Annotated in this window: 15 protein-coding genes and 1 tRNA gene; 5 read left to right on the forward strand and 11 right to left on the reverse strand. The window is 57.0% G+C overall.

What is annotated here, in order from left to right; all coding sequences use genetic code 11:
* Positions 1-198 precede the first annotated feature (198 nt).
* Together ACHZCU_RS16865 and ACHZCU_RS16870 are read left to right on the forward strand one after the other, a co-directional pair.
* Entirely contained in the window at positions 199-2,346 is a 2,148-nt protein-coding gene (locus tag ACHZCU_RS16865) for a GNAT family N-acetyltransferase (protein ID WP_319519670.1), read from the forward strand.
* A complete protein-coding gene (locus ACHZCU_RS16870; RefSeq protein ID WP_319519671.1) occupies positions 2,330-2,779 on the forward strand; it encodes an ASCH domain-containing protein in 450 nt (149 codons plus the stop codon). The genes ACHZCU_RS16865 and ACHZCU_RS16870 overlap by 17 nt, the downstream gene beginning before the upstream one ends.
* A gap of 571 nt (positions 2,780-3,350) precedes the next feature.
* Here the strand turns inward: ACHZCU_RS16870 and ACHZCU_RS16875 are convergent.
* The 9 genes from ACHZCU_RS16875 to ACHZCU_RS16915 form a co-directional block, all read right to left on the reverse strand.
* The gene (locus ACHZCU_RS16875; protein WP_319519672.1) at positions 3,351-4,229 is read right to left on the reverse strand and encodes an alpha/beta hydrolase; all 879 of its coding nucleotides are present in this window, start codon (positions 4,227-4,229) and stop codon (positions 3,351-3,353) included.
* A gap of 73 nt (positions 4,230-4,302) precedes the next feature.
* Positions 4,303-5,106, reverse strand: a complete 804-nt coding sequence (locus ACHZCU_RS16880) for a DNA adenine methylase (protein ID WP_319519673.1) — start codon at positions 5,104-5,106, stop codon at positions 4,303-4,305.
* A gap of 242 nt (positions 5,107-5,348) precedes the next feature.
* Positions 5,349-6,335 carry a Gfo/Idh/MocA family oxidoreductase gene (locus tag ACHZCU_RS16885; RefSeq protein ID WP_319519674.1) on the reverse strand — a complete coding sequence of 329 codons (987 nt, stop codon included), beginning with the start codon at positions 6,333-6,335 and terminating at the stop codon, positions 5,349-5,351.
* A 49-nt stretch (positions 6,336-6,384) separates the two neighbouring features.
* Complete coding sequence (locus ACHZCU_RS16890; RefSeq protein ID WP_319519675.1) at positions 6,385-7,497, reverse strand: ABC transporter ATP-binding protein; 1,113 nt, start codon at positions 7,495-7,497, stop codon at positions 6,385-6,387.
* Positions 7,498-7,536: 39 nt separating this feature from the next.
* Positions 7,537-8,289, reverse strand: coding sequence for a ribonuclease activity regulator RraA (locus ACHZCU_RS16895; RefSeq protein WP_106301155.1), 753 nt, complete (start codon positions 8,287-8,289; stop codon positions 7,537-7,539).
* A gap of 123 nt (positions 8,290-8,412) precedes the next feature.
* Positions 8,413-9,687, reverse strand: coding sequence for a sugar ABC transporter substrate-binding protein (locus ACHZCU_RS16900; protein ID WP_319519676.1), 1,275 nt, complete (start codon positions 9,685-9,687; stop codon positions 8,413-8,415).
* Between the two features lie 35 nt (positions 9,688-9,722).
* Positions 9,723-10,565, reverse strand: a complete 843-nt coding sequence (locus tag ACHZCU_RS16905) for a carbohydrate ABC transporter permease (protein ID WP_319519677.1) — start codon at positions 10,563-10,565, stop codon at positions 9,723-9,725.
* A 12-nt stretch (positions 10,566-10,577) separates the two neighbouring features.
* The gene (locus tag ACHZCU_RS16910; RefSeq protein WP_319519678.1) at positions 10,578-11,510 is read right to left on the reverse strand and encodes a sugar ABC transporter permease; all 933 of its coding nucleotides are present in this window, start codon (positions 11,508-11,510) and stop codon (positions 10,578-10,580) included.
* Positions 11,511-11,515: 5 nt separating this feature from the next.
* Positions 11,516-12,487 carry a mannonate dehydratase gene (locus tag ACHZCU_RS16915; protein WP_319519679.1) on the reverse strand — a complete coding sequence of 324 codons (972 nt, stop codon included), beginning with the start codon at positions 12,485-12,487 and terminating at the stop codon, positions 11,516-11,518.
* Positions 12,488-12,598: 111 nt separating this feature from the next.
* Here ACHZCU_RS16915 and ACHZCU_RS16920 point away from each other — a divergent pair, with 111 nt between their 5' ends.
* Positions 12,599-13,375: an IclR family transcriptional regulator gene (locus ACHZCU_RS16920; RefSeq protein WP_319519680.1), complete on the forward strand. Its 777-nt coding sequence runs from the start codon at positions 12,599-12,601 to the stop codon at positions 13,373-13,375.
* A gap of 672 nt (positions 13,376-14,047) precedes the next feature.
* Positions 14,048-17,539: a DNA polymerase III subunit alpha gene (gene dnaE / locus ACHZCU_RS16925; RefSeq protein WP_319519817.1), complete on the forward strand. Its 3,492-nt coding sequence runs from the start codon at positions 14,048-14,050 to the stop codon at positions 17,537-17,539.
* 31 nt (positions 17,540-17,570) lie between these two features.
* Here the strand turns inward: dnaE and ACHZCU_RS16930 are convergent, their stop codons facing one another.
* Positions 17,571-17,852 (reverse strand): hypothetical protein, encoded by a 282-nt coding sequence (locus tag ACHZCU_RS16930; RefSeq protein ID WP_319519681.1) that lies wholly within the window; start codon positions 17,850-17,852, stop codon positions 17,571-17,573.
* A gap of 129 nt (positions 17,853-17,981) precedes the next feature.
* Between ACHZCU_RS16930 and ACHZCU_RS16935 the strand changes: the two genes are divergently transcribed.
* Entirely contained in the window at positions 17,982-19,103 is a 1,122-nt protein-coding gene (locus tag ACHZCU_RS16935) for a porin (RefSeq protein ID WP_319519682.1), read from the forward strand.
* A gap of 142 nt (positions 19,104-19,245) precedes the next feature.
* Here the strand turns inward: ACHZCU_RS16935 and ACHZCU_RS16940 are convergent.
* Positions 19,246-19,333: transfer RNA gene (locus tag ACHZCU_RS16940), tRNA-Leu, on the reverse strand.
* Between the last annotated feature and the right edge of the window lie 17 nt (positions 19,334-19,350).

The following is a 19,350-nucleotide window of genomic DNA, read 5'->3' on the forward strand; positions in this document are numbered from 1 at the left end:
CGTTTTGTATTCATTGAAGGTGGCCATGGTCTATGCTTGGTGAATCGGTTTTTCCAAATAGTTGCTCCTCAATGTGAGGTTGAGGTGGTCGAAAAGTGACTATTAATGGATGTTTCATAATTTTAAAAAAATATATATTCCGATTAATTACCTTTATTAGAAGGTTCGTACCTTTTGGTTGAGCGGTGTTGGGGGAAAGTGAAGCACCTTATTGAAAAACGTCCGAATGTACTTAGGGAAAAGCTTTCGGATATCGTTTCAATATCCAAAGCGGAGAAAAACGCATTGGGTTTTCTGCCCCACGCGGCATATGAAGATGCGATAGCGGCAAAGCGGCTGATAGCTTCCTTGGCCGAAAGCAAAGATGGTAAGAGGTATGTCACCGGGTACTTGCTCTTCGGAGGCGTATATCCTCACGCACGGATTTTCCAGGTCGGTGTGCTGCCGGAAAAACGCAGGGAAGGGGTGGCTTCGGCCCTGCTTGACGCCCTTATCTCTCAACTAGAGCAGGCTTCCTACATCAGCGTCACCGCGCATGTTGCTTCCGACCTCACTCAGGCCAGAGCTTTTTACGCCAAAAATGGTTTTGAGATCGTCAGAGAACGGGCCGGAGGGGATACTCGAGCACGCTCGATATTGGTGCACCACCGAGGTATTGAGACGGAAAACTTATTCTCAATCGCTTCGAGACACGAAACTGCACCGGCACTGCTGTCTCCACGTTCATCCGATGTGCCATTTTATACCTTTGATCTGAACGTTTTCTTTGACCTCGTCAAAAACCGGGCGCGACATGAATCTGCCTGCAAGCTCTTTGGAGCCGCACTGCAACATAGATTGCGCCTAGGGATCGCTCCTGAATTCATATCAGAACTGAAACGCTCTGAAGTTGCTGATAAATATGATCCTGTTCTTCAGATGGCAATCAATCTGCCCCGCTTGCCGCGGCCATCAAACACTATTCAGCTCGATAATCTCGCCACCGAGATCCATCATCTTGTTTTTGTCGAGCCTGGTGCATCTGGGGCCAGCTCCAAGCAGGCACATAGTGACGCAAAGCATCTGGCGTTATCATCCCGGGCGGGTGCTACAGCGTTCATAACAAGCGATAGAGCGATACTGGCAGCACGAAATGAGTTGCTGACTTTGTATGGGATCGATGTCATCAGTCTGGAAGAGTTCATCGAGCTGCTGACGGATTGGCCGGAAGAAAGCGCTATTGAACGCCACAAAACGGGCATGGGGTTTAGTTTTGTTTCTCCGACTCCCTCTCAGGTCGAAACGCTGATCAATGAACCCTCCACGTTCAAAAGTCTCAGCCACCTGTTTGTAGATCAAACCGGATGGGGACGGTCAGTGTGGCGCGTTGGGATAACGGAAGGTGCAAGACTGGTAGCTTTTGCTTGCTTGAAACCGCCTGCTCACTTTGAGGACCAAAGTGAGCTTACGGTTTATGTTGAACCGGGGCATCTCGATCGAGAGATATATACAGAGTATCTGCTTCATGAAGCCGTGCGGATTTCTTGTTCAAATTCGCCGGTTATCATCCGGTTGAAGCACATACCGGGCCAATCAGCAGTTTTGTCATTCGCAAAACAGAAGGGCTTCATGCCAGCCACAGACAGCAAAGATTTGCTGAAGATAGTGGTAGGGCAACCTTTAACCGTAGCTAATTGGAGCCACATGCGGGATGTACTTCGCCGTAAGATAAATATTACCCTTCCTCAATCATTCGAGAGCGAAGCCGACTTGGCTTTAACGAACGCATCCGGTGCTTCATTTCATTATTCGGGGGACGATCTCGAACGCTTGTTCGCTCCTGCAATTTGTTTGTGGCCCGGTCGAGAAGGCGTAATCGTACCGATCCGAAAAGAATTCTCGGAGGAGCTTCTGGGCTCAACAGCCCAACATCGTTTTCAATTCATTGAAAATTTTGACGCTTCTTTCCTCTCTCAGCGCTCGTATGTGAACACAGCGCGCGCTCGAAATGTAATGCTTCCAGGTAAGCCGATCTTCTTTTATGAATCGGCGCCACGCGGAGGGCGAAAGGCGGTTGTGGCTGTGGCAAAGATCGTCAACACGGTACTCATGGACAAGAATCACACACCAGAGCACGATAAAGCTCGCCGATTTGTGGTGACTGACTTCAGTAGGTTTTCAAACACTGGCGATGTTCTGCTTACGACTTTTGAAAATTTGATCCCTTTTCCCAACCCTGTGCCGTATACCGAGCTGGAAAAAATTGATGCAACGGGATCGACGAATCTAGTTTCTGCCACCGTGTTACCCTATGAAGTCACGGAAAAGATTTTAACCGCAGGATGGACAGATGGACGAACGGCGTGACGCGATTATCTCAATTCGCCCCCCTTACGCCGAAGCCATTTTGGACGGTGCCAAAACAATCGAATTGCGACGGAGGATTCCATCGCTATCAGTCGGCACGACACTCTGGATTTATGCGACAAAGCCAGTGGGGGCGGTTATCGGACTTGCCAGAGTCCAGCGGATCGTTCGTGGTGATCCTGAACAGATATGGCTGGATTTCGGTCATGCCGCAGCAATTGATCGCGTAAGTTACGAAGCATATTTCAGCGGAGCCGACGAGGCTATCGGGATCATCCTTGCGGATGTTGAGCGAAGCGAAGAGTTCGTGGAAATCGAGAAACTCAGAACCATCCGAGAGGGTTTTCATCCACCACAAGTCTTAATGTGGATCAGCGGTACAGAGGCTCAGAACCTGCGGCAACTTACCGATGGAAGCGGCAGTCTGGTGTAGCTCAACTGCCATGTTGGATCAGGACGTGATCCTGCGAGTTTCGTTGAGTACTAAGGGGTCTAGCGGATGGTGGTAGCAGATGCCATGTTTGGATTGCGATTTAGCGTTTTTTCGGACTTCTGAAGCTAACTTCAAGGGTCGTTTGAAGCTCCTTTCAAGGGCATTTGAAGCCGGTCCGTGAAAATGTCCTCAAAACCTGTGAAGCCTTATATCACGGGCGCTTGGCGGGGAGGGGACGGCTCAGTTCCATAAGGCCCCTTATGGCGCATCAGCGTCGGATGCTTCTGTTTTCACGCCTTTTGAAGAGGTTGATTGCGACTGTGCTGCGCTTACGCTGGAGATGGAACTTTGAAGGCCTCAACTGTCAAAGGCAATTCCTAGCGCCGCTGCCCAGCATATTAGCATATCGCTTAAGATATAAGGCATTGGCACTGGTTCCCGCCTGTTTTCGCCAATTCCCGGATATTGCAACCTCATCTGACAAACAACACCGCCCCTGTGTAGCGCGCAAAATCGATTGGCCGCGTGCGCAAAATCGGATGGCAGCTAAATGATTGCCGGTTTTAATTCATTATATTGCCCGGGGCTGGCCCGTGGCCATTCTCGTTTCAGTCCCCCCAATGACACGCTCTAGGAAGTCTGAGATTTCGTGCATGGCGTCGACAAAAAAAGGATCTTTGTTGAAAAAGCCGTGCTTTGCCCCGCTATATATTTTCACTGACGTCGCGACATTTTTATCTGAGAGTTTTTCAGAGAAGCGATATATCGTTTCGGCCGGCACGATAACGTCATCACTGCCACTCAGTATCAGTGTCGGAGGAAAGTCGGATACGATGGATTTTATCGGAGAGAATTCATCTCCAAGAAACTTGACGCGTTCATAGCCGTAGCCATCTGAACTGTTGTCAATGACTGGGTTGAATAGCACCAAGCCTGCGGGGCTGACTGGGCTGATGTTATGACCGGAATAGGTTACGAGAGATGTGGCGAGATGCCCACCGGCTGATCCTCCCCCAGCGAACAGGTAAGAACTATCAAATCCGAGGCTTTCCTGATGGCTTTGAACGTAACGGAATGCGTCATTCGCATCTTCGACAGCATGAAGGGGAGAAGTCCCATACTCATGAGCAGTGCGATATGACGCCGAGATGCATCCGTAACCATTTGAAGCTAGCCAATTGCAATGGGGGAAAAACTGTTTGGGATTTCCGCCCAGCCATCCGCCCCCATGAAAAAATATGATTGTCGCGCCTTTGGCCCCTCCTTCTGGACGAAAAAGGCTAAGATATAGAGGTTCGCCCTCCGGCGGCTTCTTGAAGACGACGATCTCATCGGGTCTTTTTACGCCCAGCTCACGCAGATGACTTCGTGCCTCGTTCACCTTCTCATGAACACGACCCATAGACGCAAATGAAAAGCCGACGACAAAAACAATAATGAATGAAACCAACAGTCTACCGTGTCGCAATTTCTGCCCCCTTAATTGCAATAGGCTTATTAGTAGGCGAGAAAAAATCAGGGCGTCAACGTGAAGGTTGCAAAATAATCACCTCCTTCACGCTCTTTCCATTGCCTTCCGAGATCGAATAGGTGCAGTCGACCTCCTCGATATGGAACCGTGAGAAGGTCTCATAGACGCCTTGAACGGCATTCAAGGACAGTATGAAGGTGCCTTGAAGGGTGGCTAAGGCCTCCGCCATCGCCTCGAAATCCTCTCGGCCGAAGACGCCGGCGCCATAGTCTGCCTCGTTCCCCCAATAAGGCGGATCGAGATAGAACAGCATGCCCGGCCGGTCATAGCGGCGGATGAAGTCTTGCCAGGACAGGCATTCGATGACGACGCCGGCGAGGCGTTCGTGGATGTCCTCCAGCGTCGAGGCGAGCTTGACCAGGTTGAAGCGGGCGCCGGTGGTCTTGCTGACGCCGAAATTGCGCCCCGACACCTTGCCGCCGAAGGCGAGGCGCTGGAGGTAGAGGAAGCGGGCGGCGCGTTCGAGATCGGTCAGCGTGGTGGGGTCGGTCTTCATAAGTCTTTCGAATTCACGGCGGCCGGCGATCTGGAAGCGGAGCGTATCCATGAACTGCGGAAAGTGCCGCTGCAGGATGCGGAAGAAGTTGGCGACATCGCCGCTGATATCGTTGATCACCTCCGTCTTCGGCTGGCGATCGCGGCGCAGGAACACGCCGCCCATGCCGACGAAGGGCTCGGCATAGCCATCATGGTCGATCGCATTGATCTTGCGGATGACGGTTTTCGACAGGATGCGTTTGCCGCCGATATAACCGGCTGCTGGCGTGACCGGGGCAACCGGCCGCTGATTTACCATTTCAAATATCTCACGGCTCAGTCACAAGGCCGAGGCCCGCTTTCGGCGGGTAAGGGGGGCGCTGCAATCTGAAAAGACAGTCCTGCTGCGGTGATGTGTTTGCGGGGCTTCATCAAGCCCGTATGAAAAGCGCCCAAGCCATGATGCGGCGGCACTCACAAAAAAAGCGCGCCGGTTGTCGACGCGCTTTCTGTTTTTGGTTCGTGGGCCTCTGCCGCTGCGATGCGAGGGGGCGCGTGATCTTATTTTTCGTTCGGGTAGACGAGGCCAATCTGTTTGCGGATGTCGTCGAGCGTGTGCATGATGGCGACCGTCTGGTCGAGCGGCATATAGGTCGAATTCGGTTTGCCGGAGCGCACCAGTTCTTCCATTTCGAAGGCCTGAAACTGCATGCCGCGGTTTTCGACCGTTTCGGCATATTCGTCGATCACGTTGCGCTTGTGGTCGATGACCTTGAAGGAGGTCGGCGTGTACCAGATCGTGTCGATCTCGATGCGCGCGTCCGAACCGTAGATCATCGCCTTGTTGGGGCCGGCGCAATCGAGTGCCGAAACGCTGGTCGAAATCGCGTCGCCCGCATGTTTCATGGTCACTGCAATTTCGGCATCGACACCGGTTTCGGTAAACCGCGCCGTCGCCTTGACCTCACTGGGTGCACCCAGAATATCAAACATGAAGGAGGTTGGATAAATGCCGAGATCGAGCAGCGCGCCGCCGCCGAGCTCCGGCGCGTTCAGCCGGTGGGCGGGGTCCTTCGGCAAGAACTGGCGATGTTCGGCATGAACCGAGAGAAGCGTTCCCAGCGTACCGGCATCGATGATCTCGTGAATGCGCTTCATGTGCGGCAGGAAACGGGTCCACATCGCTTCGAGCAGTACGAGATTTTTCGCGCGTGCAAGTGAAACCAGTTCTTCGGCCTCACCGGCATTCAGCGTGAACGGCTTTTCGATCAGCACATGCTTTCCCGCTTCCAGCGCCAGCTTTGCGCAGTCGGCGTGATAGGGGTGCGGGGTGGCGACATAGATGATGTCGACATCCGGATCGGAAACGAGCGCTTCATAAGAGCCGTGCGCCTTTGCAATGCCGAAACGGTCGGCAAAGGCCTTGGCCTTTTCCTGCGACCGCGAGCCGGCTGCCGTCACCGTCAGGCCCGAGGCCTGCAGATCCTTGGTGAAAAGCTCGGCGATCAGGCCGGTGGCGAGAATACCCCAGCGAAGTGTATCCTGCATGGCGATGTTTCCTCCTGTTGTGTCATGAATGATTGTATCGGAACGCCTGTCAGCCGGTCATGGCCTCAGCGTGTTGCAGTCGAATACCATTCTCGTCGAAAAAGTGAAGGTTTTCGCTTTTGAAGCCGAGAGGCAGGCTGTCACCACGCCGGGCATCGAAATGTCCCGGAACCTTTGCGATGAGGGCGTGCTCCATGGCGGGATCGACATCCATATGGAGCACGGTCAGTTCGCCGAGTTTTTCCGCAAACTGCGTCTTGCCGGTCAGGTTCGCCGCGGCCGCATCCACCCGGTAGAGATGTTCCGGCCGGATGCCGGCCTGAATGATTCGGCCATCATCACTGGCCGGAAAAGCGGCGCTGTCGCCGAGCAGAACACTGGTCTCGGCCAGTTTCAGCCGCGCGGTAGCGCCCGAAAGGTCAAGCGTTCCCTTGAGGATGTTCATTTCCGGCGAGCCGATAAAACGGGCGACGAACAGATTTTGCGGTGTGTCGTAGAGTTCGAGCGGCGTGCCGATCTGCTCGATCCGGCCATCGCGGAACACCACGATCCGGTCGGCCAGCGTCATCGCCTCCACCTGGTCGTGAGTTACATAGATCATGGTCGAATCGGGCATCTTGTCCTTCAGATCCGCGATCTCGATACGGGTTGCGACGCGAAGCGCGGCATCGAGGTTGGAAAGCGGCTCGTCGAACAGGAACACCTTGGGGTCGCGCGTCACCGCCCGGCCGATGGCAACGCGCTGGCGCTGGCCGCCGGAGAGGTTGCGCGGGTGGCGGTCGAGATAGCTTGTCAGTTGTAGCATCTCGGACGCCCGGCGCACCCGCTTATCGATTTCCGCTTTGGCCATGCCGGAGACCTTGAGCCCGAAGGCCATGTTTTCGTAAACCGTCATATGCGGGTAGAGAGCATAGGACTGGAACACCATGGCAATGCCGCGCTCGCCGGGCGGGATGCCGTTCGAAACCGCGCCATCGATTTTCAGCGTTCCGCTGGTGATTTCCTCAAGCCCTGCAATGATGCGCAGCATTGTCGATTTGCCGCAGCCGGACGGGCCGACGAAAACAACAAACTCGCCCTTTTCGATGTCCAGATCGATGCCGTGAAGCACTTCCACGGAACCGAAGGATTTGGTGATTTTCGAAAGCGAAACACTCGCCATGGTCTATTCCTCCTGTTGGCCGTTCCGGCCGGATGCGCTTCAGCTGCGCTGTGGCGCCTCTTTTGCGCGCCAGGATTCGTATTCGTCACGTGCCGAGGGGTGCAGCGGATAATATTTTCTCAGGTCTCCGCCCTCCGACAGGCGCAACCGGGAAAAGTCCTCCCATTCTGCGTGTTCGCTGGCCACGGCAAGGACCTTTTCGGCCAGAGAGACGGGCACCGTGACCGCGCCGTCGGCATCGGCAACGATGATGTCGCCGGGCATGACCAGAACGCCGCCGCAGGCAATCGGCACGTTGACGGCGTGGGGGAACAGGCTGGTCTGTGTGTGGTAGTTCGGCGTGGTGCCGCGCACCCACATCGGAAGACCCGTTGCCAGCGCCTTGCGGCTGTCGCGGATGCAGCCGTCGACGACGATACCGGCGCCGCCGCGACCGGCCATATAGGTGACCATCATCTCGCCGAAAATGCCGCTGCGCATGTCGCCGCGGGCATCGACAACGACGATATCGCCTTCCTCAACCTGATAGAGCACCTGGCGGTGCATCTGCGCTTCGGGGTTTTCATATTCATCGATGTCGTAAACATCTTCCCGCTTGGGGAGAAACTGCAGCGTCAGGGCAGGGCCGGCAATGGTCGGGATTTCGCGGTTGCCGCAAAAGGGAACCGGTCCGCAAATATAGGGGTCGCGGATGCCGAGCTTGTGCATTTCGCCGCTGATGGTCGCGGTGCCGATATCGGCAAGGGCTTTCACGAGTTCCTTCGGGGGGCGTTCGATTGTTGGAATCTGCATTGATTAGTCCTGTCTGGAAATCGCGGGTCGCGTCTCTTGCGCGCTCGGATCTGTCGTGTTTTTGGTTTTCCGGGCCGAGGCCGGATTTCTCCGCCCCCGGCATTTTCGTGGTGGGAGAGGAGATCAGTTTTCGGCCAGTGCCTCGATCTCGTCGGAGGCCCACTGAACGGCTTCTTCCGGGCTCAGGCCATCGACAAGCATGCGCTGGACCGAGTTCGAAATGATCTTCGAGGTATAGACCTCGGAGGCAAGCGGCGTCGGCGCACCCTTGTAGCCGATGGTCAGGCCGTTGCGGGCCAGATTGTCAAAATCCGCAAAGGCCGGGTTTTCGGTAAACAGCGGCATACTGGTGGCCATACCCGGGAAGATCGGGAACCAGCGGCCGCCGGTGACCTCGATCAGTTCCTGGTAATGCTCGGGCTGGAAGAAGAATTCGATCCATTCCTTTGCGATATCGGCCTGCTCGGTCTGGCTGGAGACCATCCAGGAGAACGAGCCAAGCATGGTCGAACCGGCGTCCTCACCTTCAACGCCTGCGGGAATGCCGATGAGGGCCGTGTTGTCCAGAAGTTCAGGATCGTTTTCGACCATCCAGGAATAGACGCTGGGCGGGTTCATGATGAAGGCGGCGCGGCCTGTCTGGTAGGCCGTGTTGTTGCCGCCGTCGTCCCAGGTCAGCACCGAACGCGGAATGGTGCCTTCATCGAACATGTCCTTGATATACTGGTAGGCGGCAATCGTTTCCGGCGAATTCCATGTCACCGTCGTGTTGTCGTCGGCAAACATGGCGCCGCCGAACGACCAGATCAGGATGCGCAGGTCGGATTCGGCATCATTGGCGTTGGAGAGCGGCAGGCCGAGACCGGTATATTGCGGGTTCTGTTCGACAATCGCCTGCGAGACTTCGCGCAGTTCCTGCCAGGTCGTCGGCATCTCCATGCCGGCTTCCTCGATCAGGTCCTTGCGGGCAAACATCGGCACGAGATCGATTTCGATCGGAACCGAATGGGCCTCGCCCTCATAAACCGCTTGCGGCACCATGCTCTCGTAGATACCGCCTTCATGTGCACGCATGGTTTCGAGTACGTCGTCGATCGGCTGCGTCATGCCGGCTGCGGCATAATACTGGGTGTTCTGGCCGAGCTGCATGAAGGCATCCGGCGAGGACTGCCCCTCGAAAGCCGATGCAAGGCGCTGGGTCAGGACATTGGCCGGGACGATGACGTAGTTGACGTCGATGCCCTTCTCCTCGCCGAATTCCTCGGCCATCTGTCCGATCAGCTTGTCGGCCTGCTGGTTGAAGGCCTGGAGCCCCCAGATGTTGAGTTCCTGCGCCTGCACGCCGGCCGCAGCGAAAACGACTGCCGAGGCGAGAAGCGTTTGTTTCATGCATTTCATGGTTAGTCCTCCACTTGGTTGAGAAGTCAGCTCCATCATCCCTTCACGCTGCCGGCGGCGAGGCCTTCGACGATGTAGCGCTGGGCGACGATGTAGATGATCAGGATGGGGATGATGGCGATGACCGAACTGGCCATCAGTTGGCCCCATATAAATGTGTCCCCCATGACGAGGCCGGAGAGGCCTGCGGTGAACGTCTTGGCATCGTCCGAGTAGGCGTAGACGAGCGCATAGAGAAATTCGTTCCAGGCATGGGTGAAGGCAAACAGCGCGACCACTGCGATGCCCGGGCGGGCAATCGGCAGAACGACGCGTCTGAGGATCTGGGCGCGGCTGGCGCCGTCCATCAGTGCCGCTTCATCAAGCTCTTTCGGGATCGTGGCGAAATAGCTGATCATCATCCAGGTGCAGAACGGCACCGTGAAGGTCAGATAGGCAACGATCAGGCCGGTCTTGGTGTCGATCAGGCCGAGATGCTGGAGCACGAGAAACAGCGGAATGAACAGAAGCGACGGCGGCAGGAGATAGGCCGTCACGATAAGCCGTGCGGTAATCGTCCGCCCCCTGAAACGCATGCGGGCGATTGGATAGGCCGTCATCGCGCCGACCACGGCGGAAATGACGGTGACGCCGATGGCGACCAGGAACGAGTTGATCACATAGTGCAGAAAGGGCGAGTCAAACAGCGCCGCCTTATAGTTGGCGAGGGTGAACTGTTTCGGCCAGAGGGTTGGCGGGATCGCGTAGATCTCACGGGACTTCTTGAACGATGTGACGGTAACCCAGTAGACCGGGGCCATCGACCAGAACAGTGCGACGAGAACGCCGATGGCCGTGAGGATGTTGCGGGTGATCTTGGTGCGTTGACGTTCGACCATGACAGGTTCTCCTCAGGCCTCGTCCTGCTTCAGCATGCGCTGGGTCAGCAGGAAGATGAGAATGACAAACACCGGAATGACCGAGACGATCACCGCCGAGCCGAGGCCGAGATGGCTCTGGGTGATGGCGTATTCATAGGCAAGCGTCGGCAGGATGTGGGTTCGCCCCGCCGGTCCGCCGCCGGTCAGCACGTAAACCATCTCGAAGGAGTTGAAGGTCCAGATGGTCGACAGCATGACGGTGACGGCGATGACGCCCCGCAGCTGCGGCAGCGTGACCGAGAAGAACCGGCGAACAATGCCGGCGCCGTCGATCGCGGCGGCCTCGTTCAGGTCCGACGGCACCGAGGCAAGTGCTGCGACAAACATCATCGTGAAGAAGGGAAGGCCCTGCCAGACCATGGCGATTGCAATCGAGAACAGTGCGACAGAGGGATCGGAAAGCCAGTAGATCGGACGGTCCGAAAGGCCGAGCTGCAACACCAGATATTGAAGGACGCCGCTTTGCTCATCGAAAATCCATTTCCACGACAGGCTGGCGATCATGCCGGGAACCGCCCAGGGCAGAAAGGCCAGAGCCCGGATCAGCCCGCGCGCCGGCATGCGCTGTGACAGGAGCACGGCGAAGGTCAGCCCGAGCACCAGCTTTACGGCCACGGTGCCGAGCGTCAGAAACAGCGAATTGAGCGATGCCCGGCCGAAGGTTGCGTCTGAAAACAGCGTCGCGAAGTTGGAGATGCCGTTGAACGTGCCGCCCTGGGCAATCATGCGGTCTGTAAAGGCGGTGGAAATGCCGTCGACCAGCGGATAGGCGATAAAGGCGGCAAAGATTGCGGCCGCCGGCGCCAGAAAGATATAGGCCATCAGCCAGTCCGGACGGTGACGGCGCGGCCGCACCGGCGCCGGAGGCGCGGAAAAGCCCTCGGGAAGCGGTTTCGAGGCCATGGTGTTCACCGTGCCCGTTCTTTGGCCGCCGCCTCGATAAGTCCGCGCATGTAACCGATGGCGTAAATCCGCCCGAGGCCTTCATAACCCGGATTGGCATTGGGTTCGCCATACATCACCGGCGCATGATCCGGCCGCATGACACCGTCAAAGCCGATATCCATATAGGCCTTGATGGTTTCATACATGTCGGTCTTGCCCATGCCATGGAAGGTTTCCCGCAGGTTGCGGGCATCGCCCTCGACATCGCGGAAATGCACGAAGTGAATGCGTCCGTCCTTGCCGAGATTGCGGATTGCAGCCGGCACGTCGGCACCCATCGCCGCAAAATTGGCCTGGCAGAAGGTGATGCCGTTGGCCGGGCTGTCATTGAGCTTCAGGAGCCGCTCGAAGGAGCTGACGCTGCTCATGATCCGGCTGACCCCCATGATCGGTGAAAGCGGCGGATCGTCGGGGTGCATGGCAAGCTTGACCCCGGCCTTTTCGGCCACCGGAACGGCACGTTTCAGAAAGGCTTCAAGCGTGGTCCAGAGCTGATCCTCGCTGACGATGATGCCCTGATGGGAGCGCGGGTCCTTTTCGATGATCGAATGATCGTAGCTCGTGGTCAGCGCGCCGCCGGGAAGGCGCTCGGTCACCGAGGTGCGCATCCAGCCGTGGATCACCATCCAGCTGTAGCAGAGCGTTTCGATGCCGAGCGCACCCATGTTTTCGATGGTCGCCAGCATCTGCTGCATTTCCTGCTCGCCTTCGGGCTTGCCGAGCTTGAAATTCTCCATCGGCACCCAGCCTTCGAGCACGCGCACCTTGTAGCCAAAATCCTCGAAAGCCTTCATCGACCGGGCCAGCGTCGGCAGGTCCCAGATCGGCACGTCGGGTGTCTGGTCGCGCAGGGCCACGGCATCCTCGACGCACATCTCGCGGCCATAATGCCACTTTGGCGACATTGCGGGCTCAAGACACATTGCAATTTTCACTTTTGATTCCTCCCGGCGCGATCAATCTATGGACAAACAAGAAAAGTTCATATATGAACTTATAAAGTTCTTATTAGAACAATAGGCTCGAAAAAAGAGGGCGTCAAGCAAATGAGCGGCACAAGCACGAACGGAAACCCGACGATCGAGCGGATGGTGATGATCCTGAATGCGCTGGAGCGGGCACCGTCCGGCCTCAGTCAGTCGGATCTTGTCCAGCAGACCGGGCTTGCCAGATCGACGGTCTACCGGATCCTCAATTCCCTCGCGGATTCGCGGCTGTTGCGGGAAACCGCGCCGGGAACCTATGTGTTCGGAAACCGGTTTCTGGAGCTTGCCGCGCGGGTCACGCCGACCTCGCATTTTTTCTCGCTGGCGCGGTATCTTCAGTCGGACCTTGAGGCGCTGGCGGCAAATATCGGCCAGTCCTGCAAGATTTCCGTTTATGAGAACGGCGCGATCATGGTGGTTGCAGGGGCAACGGCAAAACGCCCGCACGCCCTGAACTACGAGATCGGAGAATATCTGCCGGTTCATGCCGGTGGTGCCAGCAAGGTGCTGATGGCCTATCTGCCCGATGACGAGCGTGAGCGGCTGTTGCGCAAGAACCCCGTGGCGCTGACGGAGCGGACGATCACCGACCGGAACCAGCTGCGGAAAGAACTGGCGGAGGTGCGCGCGCAGGGATGGGCCGAAGACAGGGGCGAATACAGCCTCAGCGTTAGTGCTTTCGCCGCCCCGATCTGCGATCATACCGGCGCCGTGATTGCCGCGCTTTCGGTTCCATTCCTCACCACCGCCGACGAGGCGCTGCGCGACCGGCTGCGCGCAGAAACCATCAGCGGTGCCGATAAGCTGAGCCGCCTCATCGAGCACTACGCCGGCTAGGTGTCCGGCACACCGCGCAGCATTGAAAGCCAGACGGTCCTGGCGGTACGGAAGAGCATACAGCCTGCACCGTCTGTGCCGGTGTAAGGCATGCTACCCGCGCCAAGGGGGGGCGGCATCAGGCGCCGGCACGGAACGTAGTTTTTTGCGCTCTTTTTTGGCTTGTGGCTATCGTGTGCGGTCTCTCCGGCCACGTTTCCGCGCCCGGAAAGAGCTGAGGCGATTCTTTTTGCCGTCTTCGGAGGCTGCACGGCTTCCACGACACGTGCACGATAAGAATCATAAATTACAACTTGTTATGTGCTGTTCCGCGTGTCTCTCGGCATTTGCATCGCAAGCCTGTGAGGCGATGAGCGCATTAAAAGTGTCTCATGGCGCTTGTAAAAAGAACAAATAAGGAACATAATAAAAACATAAAGTGAAACGGAGGCGAAAATGACCGAACTTCTGCGTGATGTGGCTGCATTTTTCTCGATCACCCTGTTCCTGACGAGTATGGCCCTGATCATAAGCTCGCTGTAACAAGCCATTATTGTCTGCCGGCGTGGCCGGCGACGCTTCCCGCTCTGTGGTGGCCGGACAAGCTTTCTGTGCATATGTGTTGTTTGCGTTGCGCCGGTCGTGCGGGCCTGCGAAAATCACATTCGAAGACAGAGCATGATGGAGCTGGCAATGGCGGGCGATAGCGCGAAGAATGAGCAAAACGAGTCGGGCGAAGCGCCGGTCAGGTTTGTGCATCTGCGCACCCATTCGGCTTATTCGCTGCTTGAAGGGGCGCTGCCGCTCAAGAAGGTGCTGAAACTGGCCGTGGAAGACCGCCAGCCGGCTGTTGCGGTTACCGACACCAACAATCTTTTCGGCGCGCTTGAATTTTCACAGAAGGCAATCGACGACGGGTTGCAGCCGATCATCGGGTGCCAGGTGTCGATCGATATGGAAGACGATGGCGATGGCGAGCGGCGCGGCGGTTCGCATCTGCCGGTCAAGCTGCCGTCGCTCGTGTTTCTGGTGGCCAGTCCGGCGGGCTACGCCAATCTCATGCATCTTGTCAGTGAGGCCTATCTTGGCGGCGAGGCCCATGAGAGCGTCTATATCCGCAAGTCATGGCTTGAATCCAGGACAGATGGCCTGATTGTGCTGAGTGGCGGGCCGGGCGGTCCGATCGATCAGGCGCTGACCGCAGGCTTCGAGGCCAAGGCCCGGGACCGTCTTTCAGCATTGAAGACGCTGTTTGGCGACCGCCTTTATGTCGAGCTTCAGCGTCAGGGTGCGTTCGATGTCCAGCGCGAACGCCATGTGATTAATCTGGCCTATGAGCTCGAGCTGCCGTTGGTGGCGACTAATGAACCTTTCTTTCCCGCGCGCGAGGATTTTGAGGCGCATGATGCGCTCATGGCCGTCGCCCACAATGCCATCGTCTCCGACGACCGGCGCTTCAGGCTGACGCCGGACCATTATATGAAGACACAGGAGGAGATGGCAGAGCTGTTTGCCGATCTGCCTGAAGCGCTCGACAACACCATCGAGATTGCACGGCGCTGCAGCTTCATCCTGCACACGCGCGATCCGATATTGCCACGCTTCACCGGCGCCTCCGATGACCCGGAAGAGGCGGAACGGGCCGAGGCGCTCGAACTGCGCCGTCAGGCGGTTGAAGGGCTTGAAGCGCGGCTCGACCACGTTGGTCTGAGCGAGGGGCACACCCGCGAGGATTATGAAGAGCGGCTTGAATATGAGCTCGGCATTATCGAGAGCATGAAGTTTCCGGGATACTTCCTGATCGTTTCGGACTTCATCAAATGGGCCAAGGAGCAGGATATTCCCGTCGGTCCGGGCCGCGGCTCGGGCGCGGGCTCGCTTGTGGCTTATGCGCTGACCATTACCGACGTCGATCCCTTGCGGTTTTCGCTGCTGTTCGAACGCTTTCTGAACCCCGAACGCGTTTCGATGCCGGACTTCGATATCGACTTCTGTCAGGACCGGCGCGAAGAGGTGATCCGTTACGTTCAGCGTAAATACGGACGGGCGCAGGTGGCGCAGATCATCACCTTCGGTTCGCTGCAGGCGCGTGCGGCGCTGCGCGATGTGGGCCGTGTGCTGGAGATGCCTTACGGGCAGGTGGACCGGATCAGCAAGCTGGTGCCCAACAATCCTGCCAACCCGGTGACGCTTGCCAAAGCCATCGAGGACGAGCCGAAATTTCAGGAGGCCGCAGAGGAAGAACCGATTGTCGGCCGTCTTCTGGCGATCGCCCAGAAGATCGAAGGGCTGTACCGGCACGCCTCGACGCATGCCGCCGGCATCGTGATCGGTGACCGGCCGCTTTCGCAGCTGGTGCCGATGTATCGCGATCCGCGATCGGACATGCCGGTCACCCAGTTCAATATGAAGTGGGTGGAACAGGCCGGTCTGGTCAAGTTCGACTTTCTGGGTCTGAAAACGCTGACGGTGTTGAAGACGGCGGTCGATTTCATTGCCCGGCGCGGCATCAAGGTGGACCTGTCACTGGTGCCGCTGGATGACCATGAATCCTACGAGATGATGGCGCGCGGTGAAACGGTCGGCGTCTTTCAGGTGGAAAGTGCGGGCATGCGCAAGGCGCTGATCGGTATGAAGCCCGACCGCATCGAAGATCTGATCGCGCTTGTGGCGCTCTATCGTCCGGGTCCGATGGAAAATATCCCGGTCTACAACGCCCGCAAGCATGGCGAGGAGGAGATCGAGTCGGTTCATCCGATGATCGACCACCTGCTGGCGGAAACCCAGGGCGTCATCATCTATCAGGAGCAGGTGATGCAGGTGGCGCAGGTGCTTTCCGGCTATTCGCTCGGTGAAGCTGACCTTCTGCGCCGCGCCATGGGCAAGAAGATCAAGGAACAGATGGACAAGCAGCGTGTCCGTTTTGTCGAGGGGGCGGTTGAGAAAGGCGTCAAGAAACAGCGCGCCAACGAGATTTTTGACCTGCTCGCCAAATTCGCCAATTACGGCTTCAACAAGTCGCACGCCGCTGCCTACGCAATCGTTTCCTATCATACCGCCTATCTGAAGGCGCATTACCCGGTCGAGTTTCTGGCCGCTTCGATGACGCTCGATATGGCCAATACCGAAAAGCTGAATGACTTTCGCCATGACGCCCGCAGGCTGGGTATCGACGTTGTCGCACCGTCTATCCAGACGAGCTATCGGCATTTCGAGCCGGGCGAGGGGCGCATCTATTATGCCCTTGCCGCGATCAAGGGCGTCGGCGATGCGGCTGTCGACCATATTGTCGAGATGCGTGGCGACCGGCCTTTTGCGGATCTGGAAGATTTCTGTCAGCGTATCGATCCCAAACTGGTCAACCGCCGGGTTCTTGAAAGTCTGATCTGTGCCGGCGCTTTCGATTGTTTCGGTCATGACCGCGCAGCGCTTCTGGCCGGCCTCGACCGGATCATCGGATTGGCGCAGCGCACGCAGGAGGATCTCGTCAGCGGTCAGGCCGACATTTTCGGAAATGCCGGCCAGGTGGCGAAGATCGTGCTGCCCGACTATACGCCGCTTTCGGATTCGGAGCGACTGATGCGCGAATATCAGATGCTTGGCTATTACCAGACGGCGCACCCGCTCGATGCCTATACCGATATCCTCTCGAAGATGCGGGTGCAGGCGTTTTCGGAGTTTCAGCTTTCGGTCAAGAACGGCTCCGATCGTGGCCGCCTTGCCGGCACGGTGGTCGCCAAGCAGGAGCGCAAGACCCGTACCGGCAACAGGATGGGCATCATCATGTTTTCGGATGCGACAGGACAGTTCGAGGCGGTGCTGTTTTCGGAGATGCTCTATCAGTATCGTGAATTGCTGGAACCCGGGACCTCGGTCGTGATCACGGTATCCGCCGAAATGCGGCCCGAGGGGATCGGCATGCGGATACAGACGGTGCAGTCTCTGGAAGAAGAGGCTGTGCGCCAGCAGCGTGCAATGCGGATATTCCTGCGTGATGACTCGCCGATAGCCTCGCTTGCCCGTCATCTGAATGACAACGGCGAGGGTTTGGTGTCCTTTGTGGTGATCCAGGATCACGGCCTTCGCGAGGTCGAGGTCGAGTTGCCGGGCAAATATCGCCTGTCTCCCGAGGTCGCATCCGCGATGCGCGCCGTTTCCGGCGTGGTCGACGTCGAACTGGTTTAGGGCGCGTACGAAAGCCGGTTCGTTACACGAATCATTGTACTTTTGATTCTCGTGGCAACGTCGAACTCGGTCGCAGGCGCGGTGGCGGCGCGTAAAAAGCGGGCTGTCTCCGCTCTGTTTTCTTCGTGATTTGCTGATATGCGTCTGTTGCGATGGCGTTGGGGCGCTTCTGCCACGCGGTTTCGCGCTTGTTTTCTTTACCTTTTGTAAAGGTTTGAGGCTTTTGGGAGGGGTGCTTGTTGCCAATTCGCAACAGCAAGCGGGTAAGGGGGCGCTGAAGGCGGCAAAGGCGACGATTGTTGATTGCGATCATCACGCGGTCTTGTATGTTCAATCTCGGAAGTTAGGGCGAGACGGCCCGGTCTTCTTGAAACCAGGATATGGGGCAGGGAACGCTTCGGCGAAAATCCTATATCCGCTAAAACCTTATTTGGAGGTCATTATGAACGTGAAGAGCCTTCTTCTCGGCTCCGCTGCCGCTGTTGCCGCAGCTTCCGGCGCTCAGGCTGCCGACCCGGTTGTGGTCATTGAGCCTGTTACTCCCAACTATGTTGAAGTCTGCGACACCTTTGGTGCCGGTTACTTCTATATCCCGGGCACTGAAACCTGCCTCGACATCGGCGGTTACGTCCGTTTCCAGGTCAGCGCTCTCTCCAAGCAGCAGCCGGCTTGGGCAGCTGATACGCCCAGCACTTGGGACGTCTTCACCAAGGCTCAGCTCGAAATCTCCAGTATGACGGAAACCGAGCTCGGTGTTTTGTCCGGTGTTATCAAGCTGAATGCTGAAGCACACAGCTCTGGGTTTGATGCCGGTGACGCCACCTTCAGTATCGACCAGACCTACCTTGCTCTCGGTGGCTTCCAGGCTGGTTATTTCCAGAGCTACTGGGATGAAGGTCTCGTAGGCGAAATCGACGATCTGTCGGGTAACACCAAGTTCAACTCGATGCGTTATGTCTTCACCGGTGACGGTTTCGTGGCTGGCCTTTCGGTTGACGCTCTGACCGCTAAGCAGGTTGGCACCTACGTCAAGGAAAGTGATGACCCGAATGCGTTGAACCTGGCCAAAATTGGTATTTCCGGCCGTGTCGGTTTCCAGGCTGGTGGTCTTGGTTTCAAGGTTGATGGCGGTTACGATACCCATAACGAAGATGGCTCGATCCGCGCTATGTCCTCGCTGGCACTCGGCCCGGGTTCGCTCGATGTTGGTGCAAGCTGGGCTTCCGGTTGGAACGCTTACGCCAACACCTTTGACAACTGGTTCGATAGCTATCCGTTCGCCAATGCCCCGGCTGCAAACTCGGTCTATGCCGAATGGCAGGTCGCTGCTGGCTACGCTCTGGACGTAACCGACAAGTTCACGATCACGCCTGCTGTTCAGTGGACCTCGGTCAACATCCCGACCGCTTCGAACAAGAGCTTCTACACCTTCGGCGCTCTGTTTGACTACGAAATCGTTGATGGTCTGTCCGCCAAGATCAACCTTGACTATGCTGATCTTCCGGACTCCTACTTCAACAGCGATACCTGGGGCGGCTGGTTCCGTCTGCAGCGCGACTTCTAAGTTGCGTTCAGTTATCCTGAAACAAGAAACCCGGTCCTTGTGGCCGGGTTTTTTGTGCTTCACGGCACTTTTCGGTAAGGCCTATACAGTTCTTGCCGATTTCGATTAAGGCTTTTGCTGTGACCTTTTTTGCAAGGATGGCTGGTGCGGACGGCGGGGCTCGAACCCGCATGACCTGAACGGTCGAGGGATTTTAAGTCCCTTGCGTCTACCTGTTTCGCCACGTCCGCATTCGGCTTCGAGGTTT

The sequence above is a fragment of the uncultured Martelella sp. genome (assembly GCF_963677965.2).
Lineage (GTDB): Bacteria > Pseudomonadota > Alphaproteobacteria > Rhizobiales > Rhizobiaceae > Martelella > Martelella mangrovi.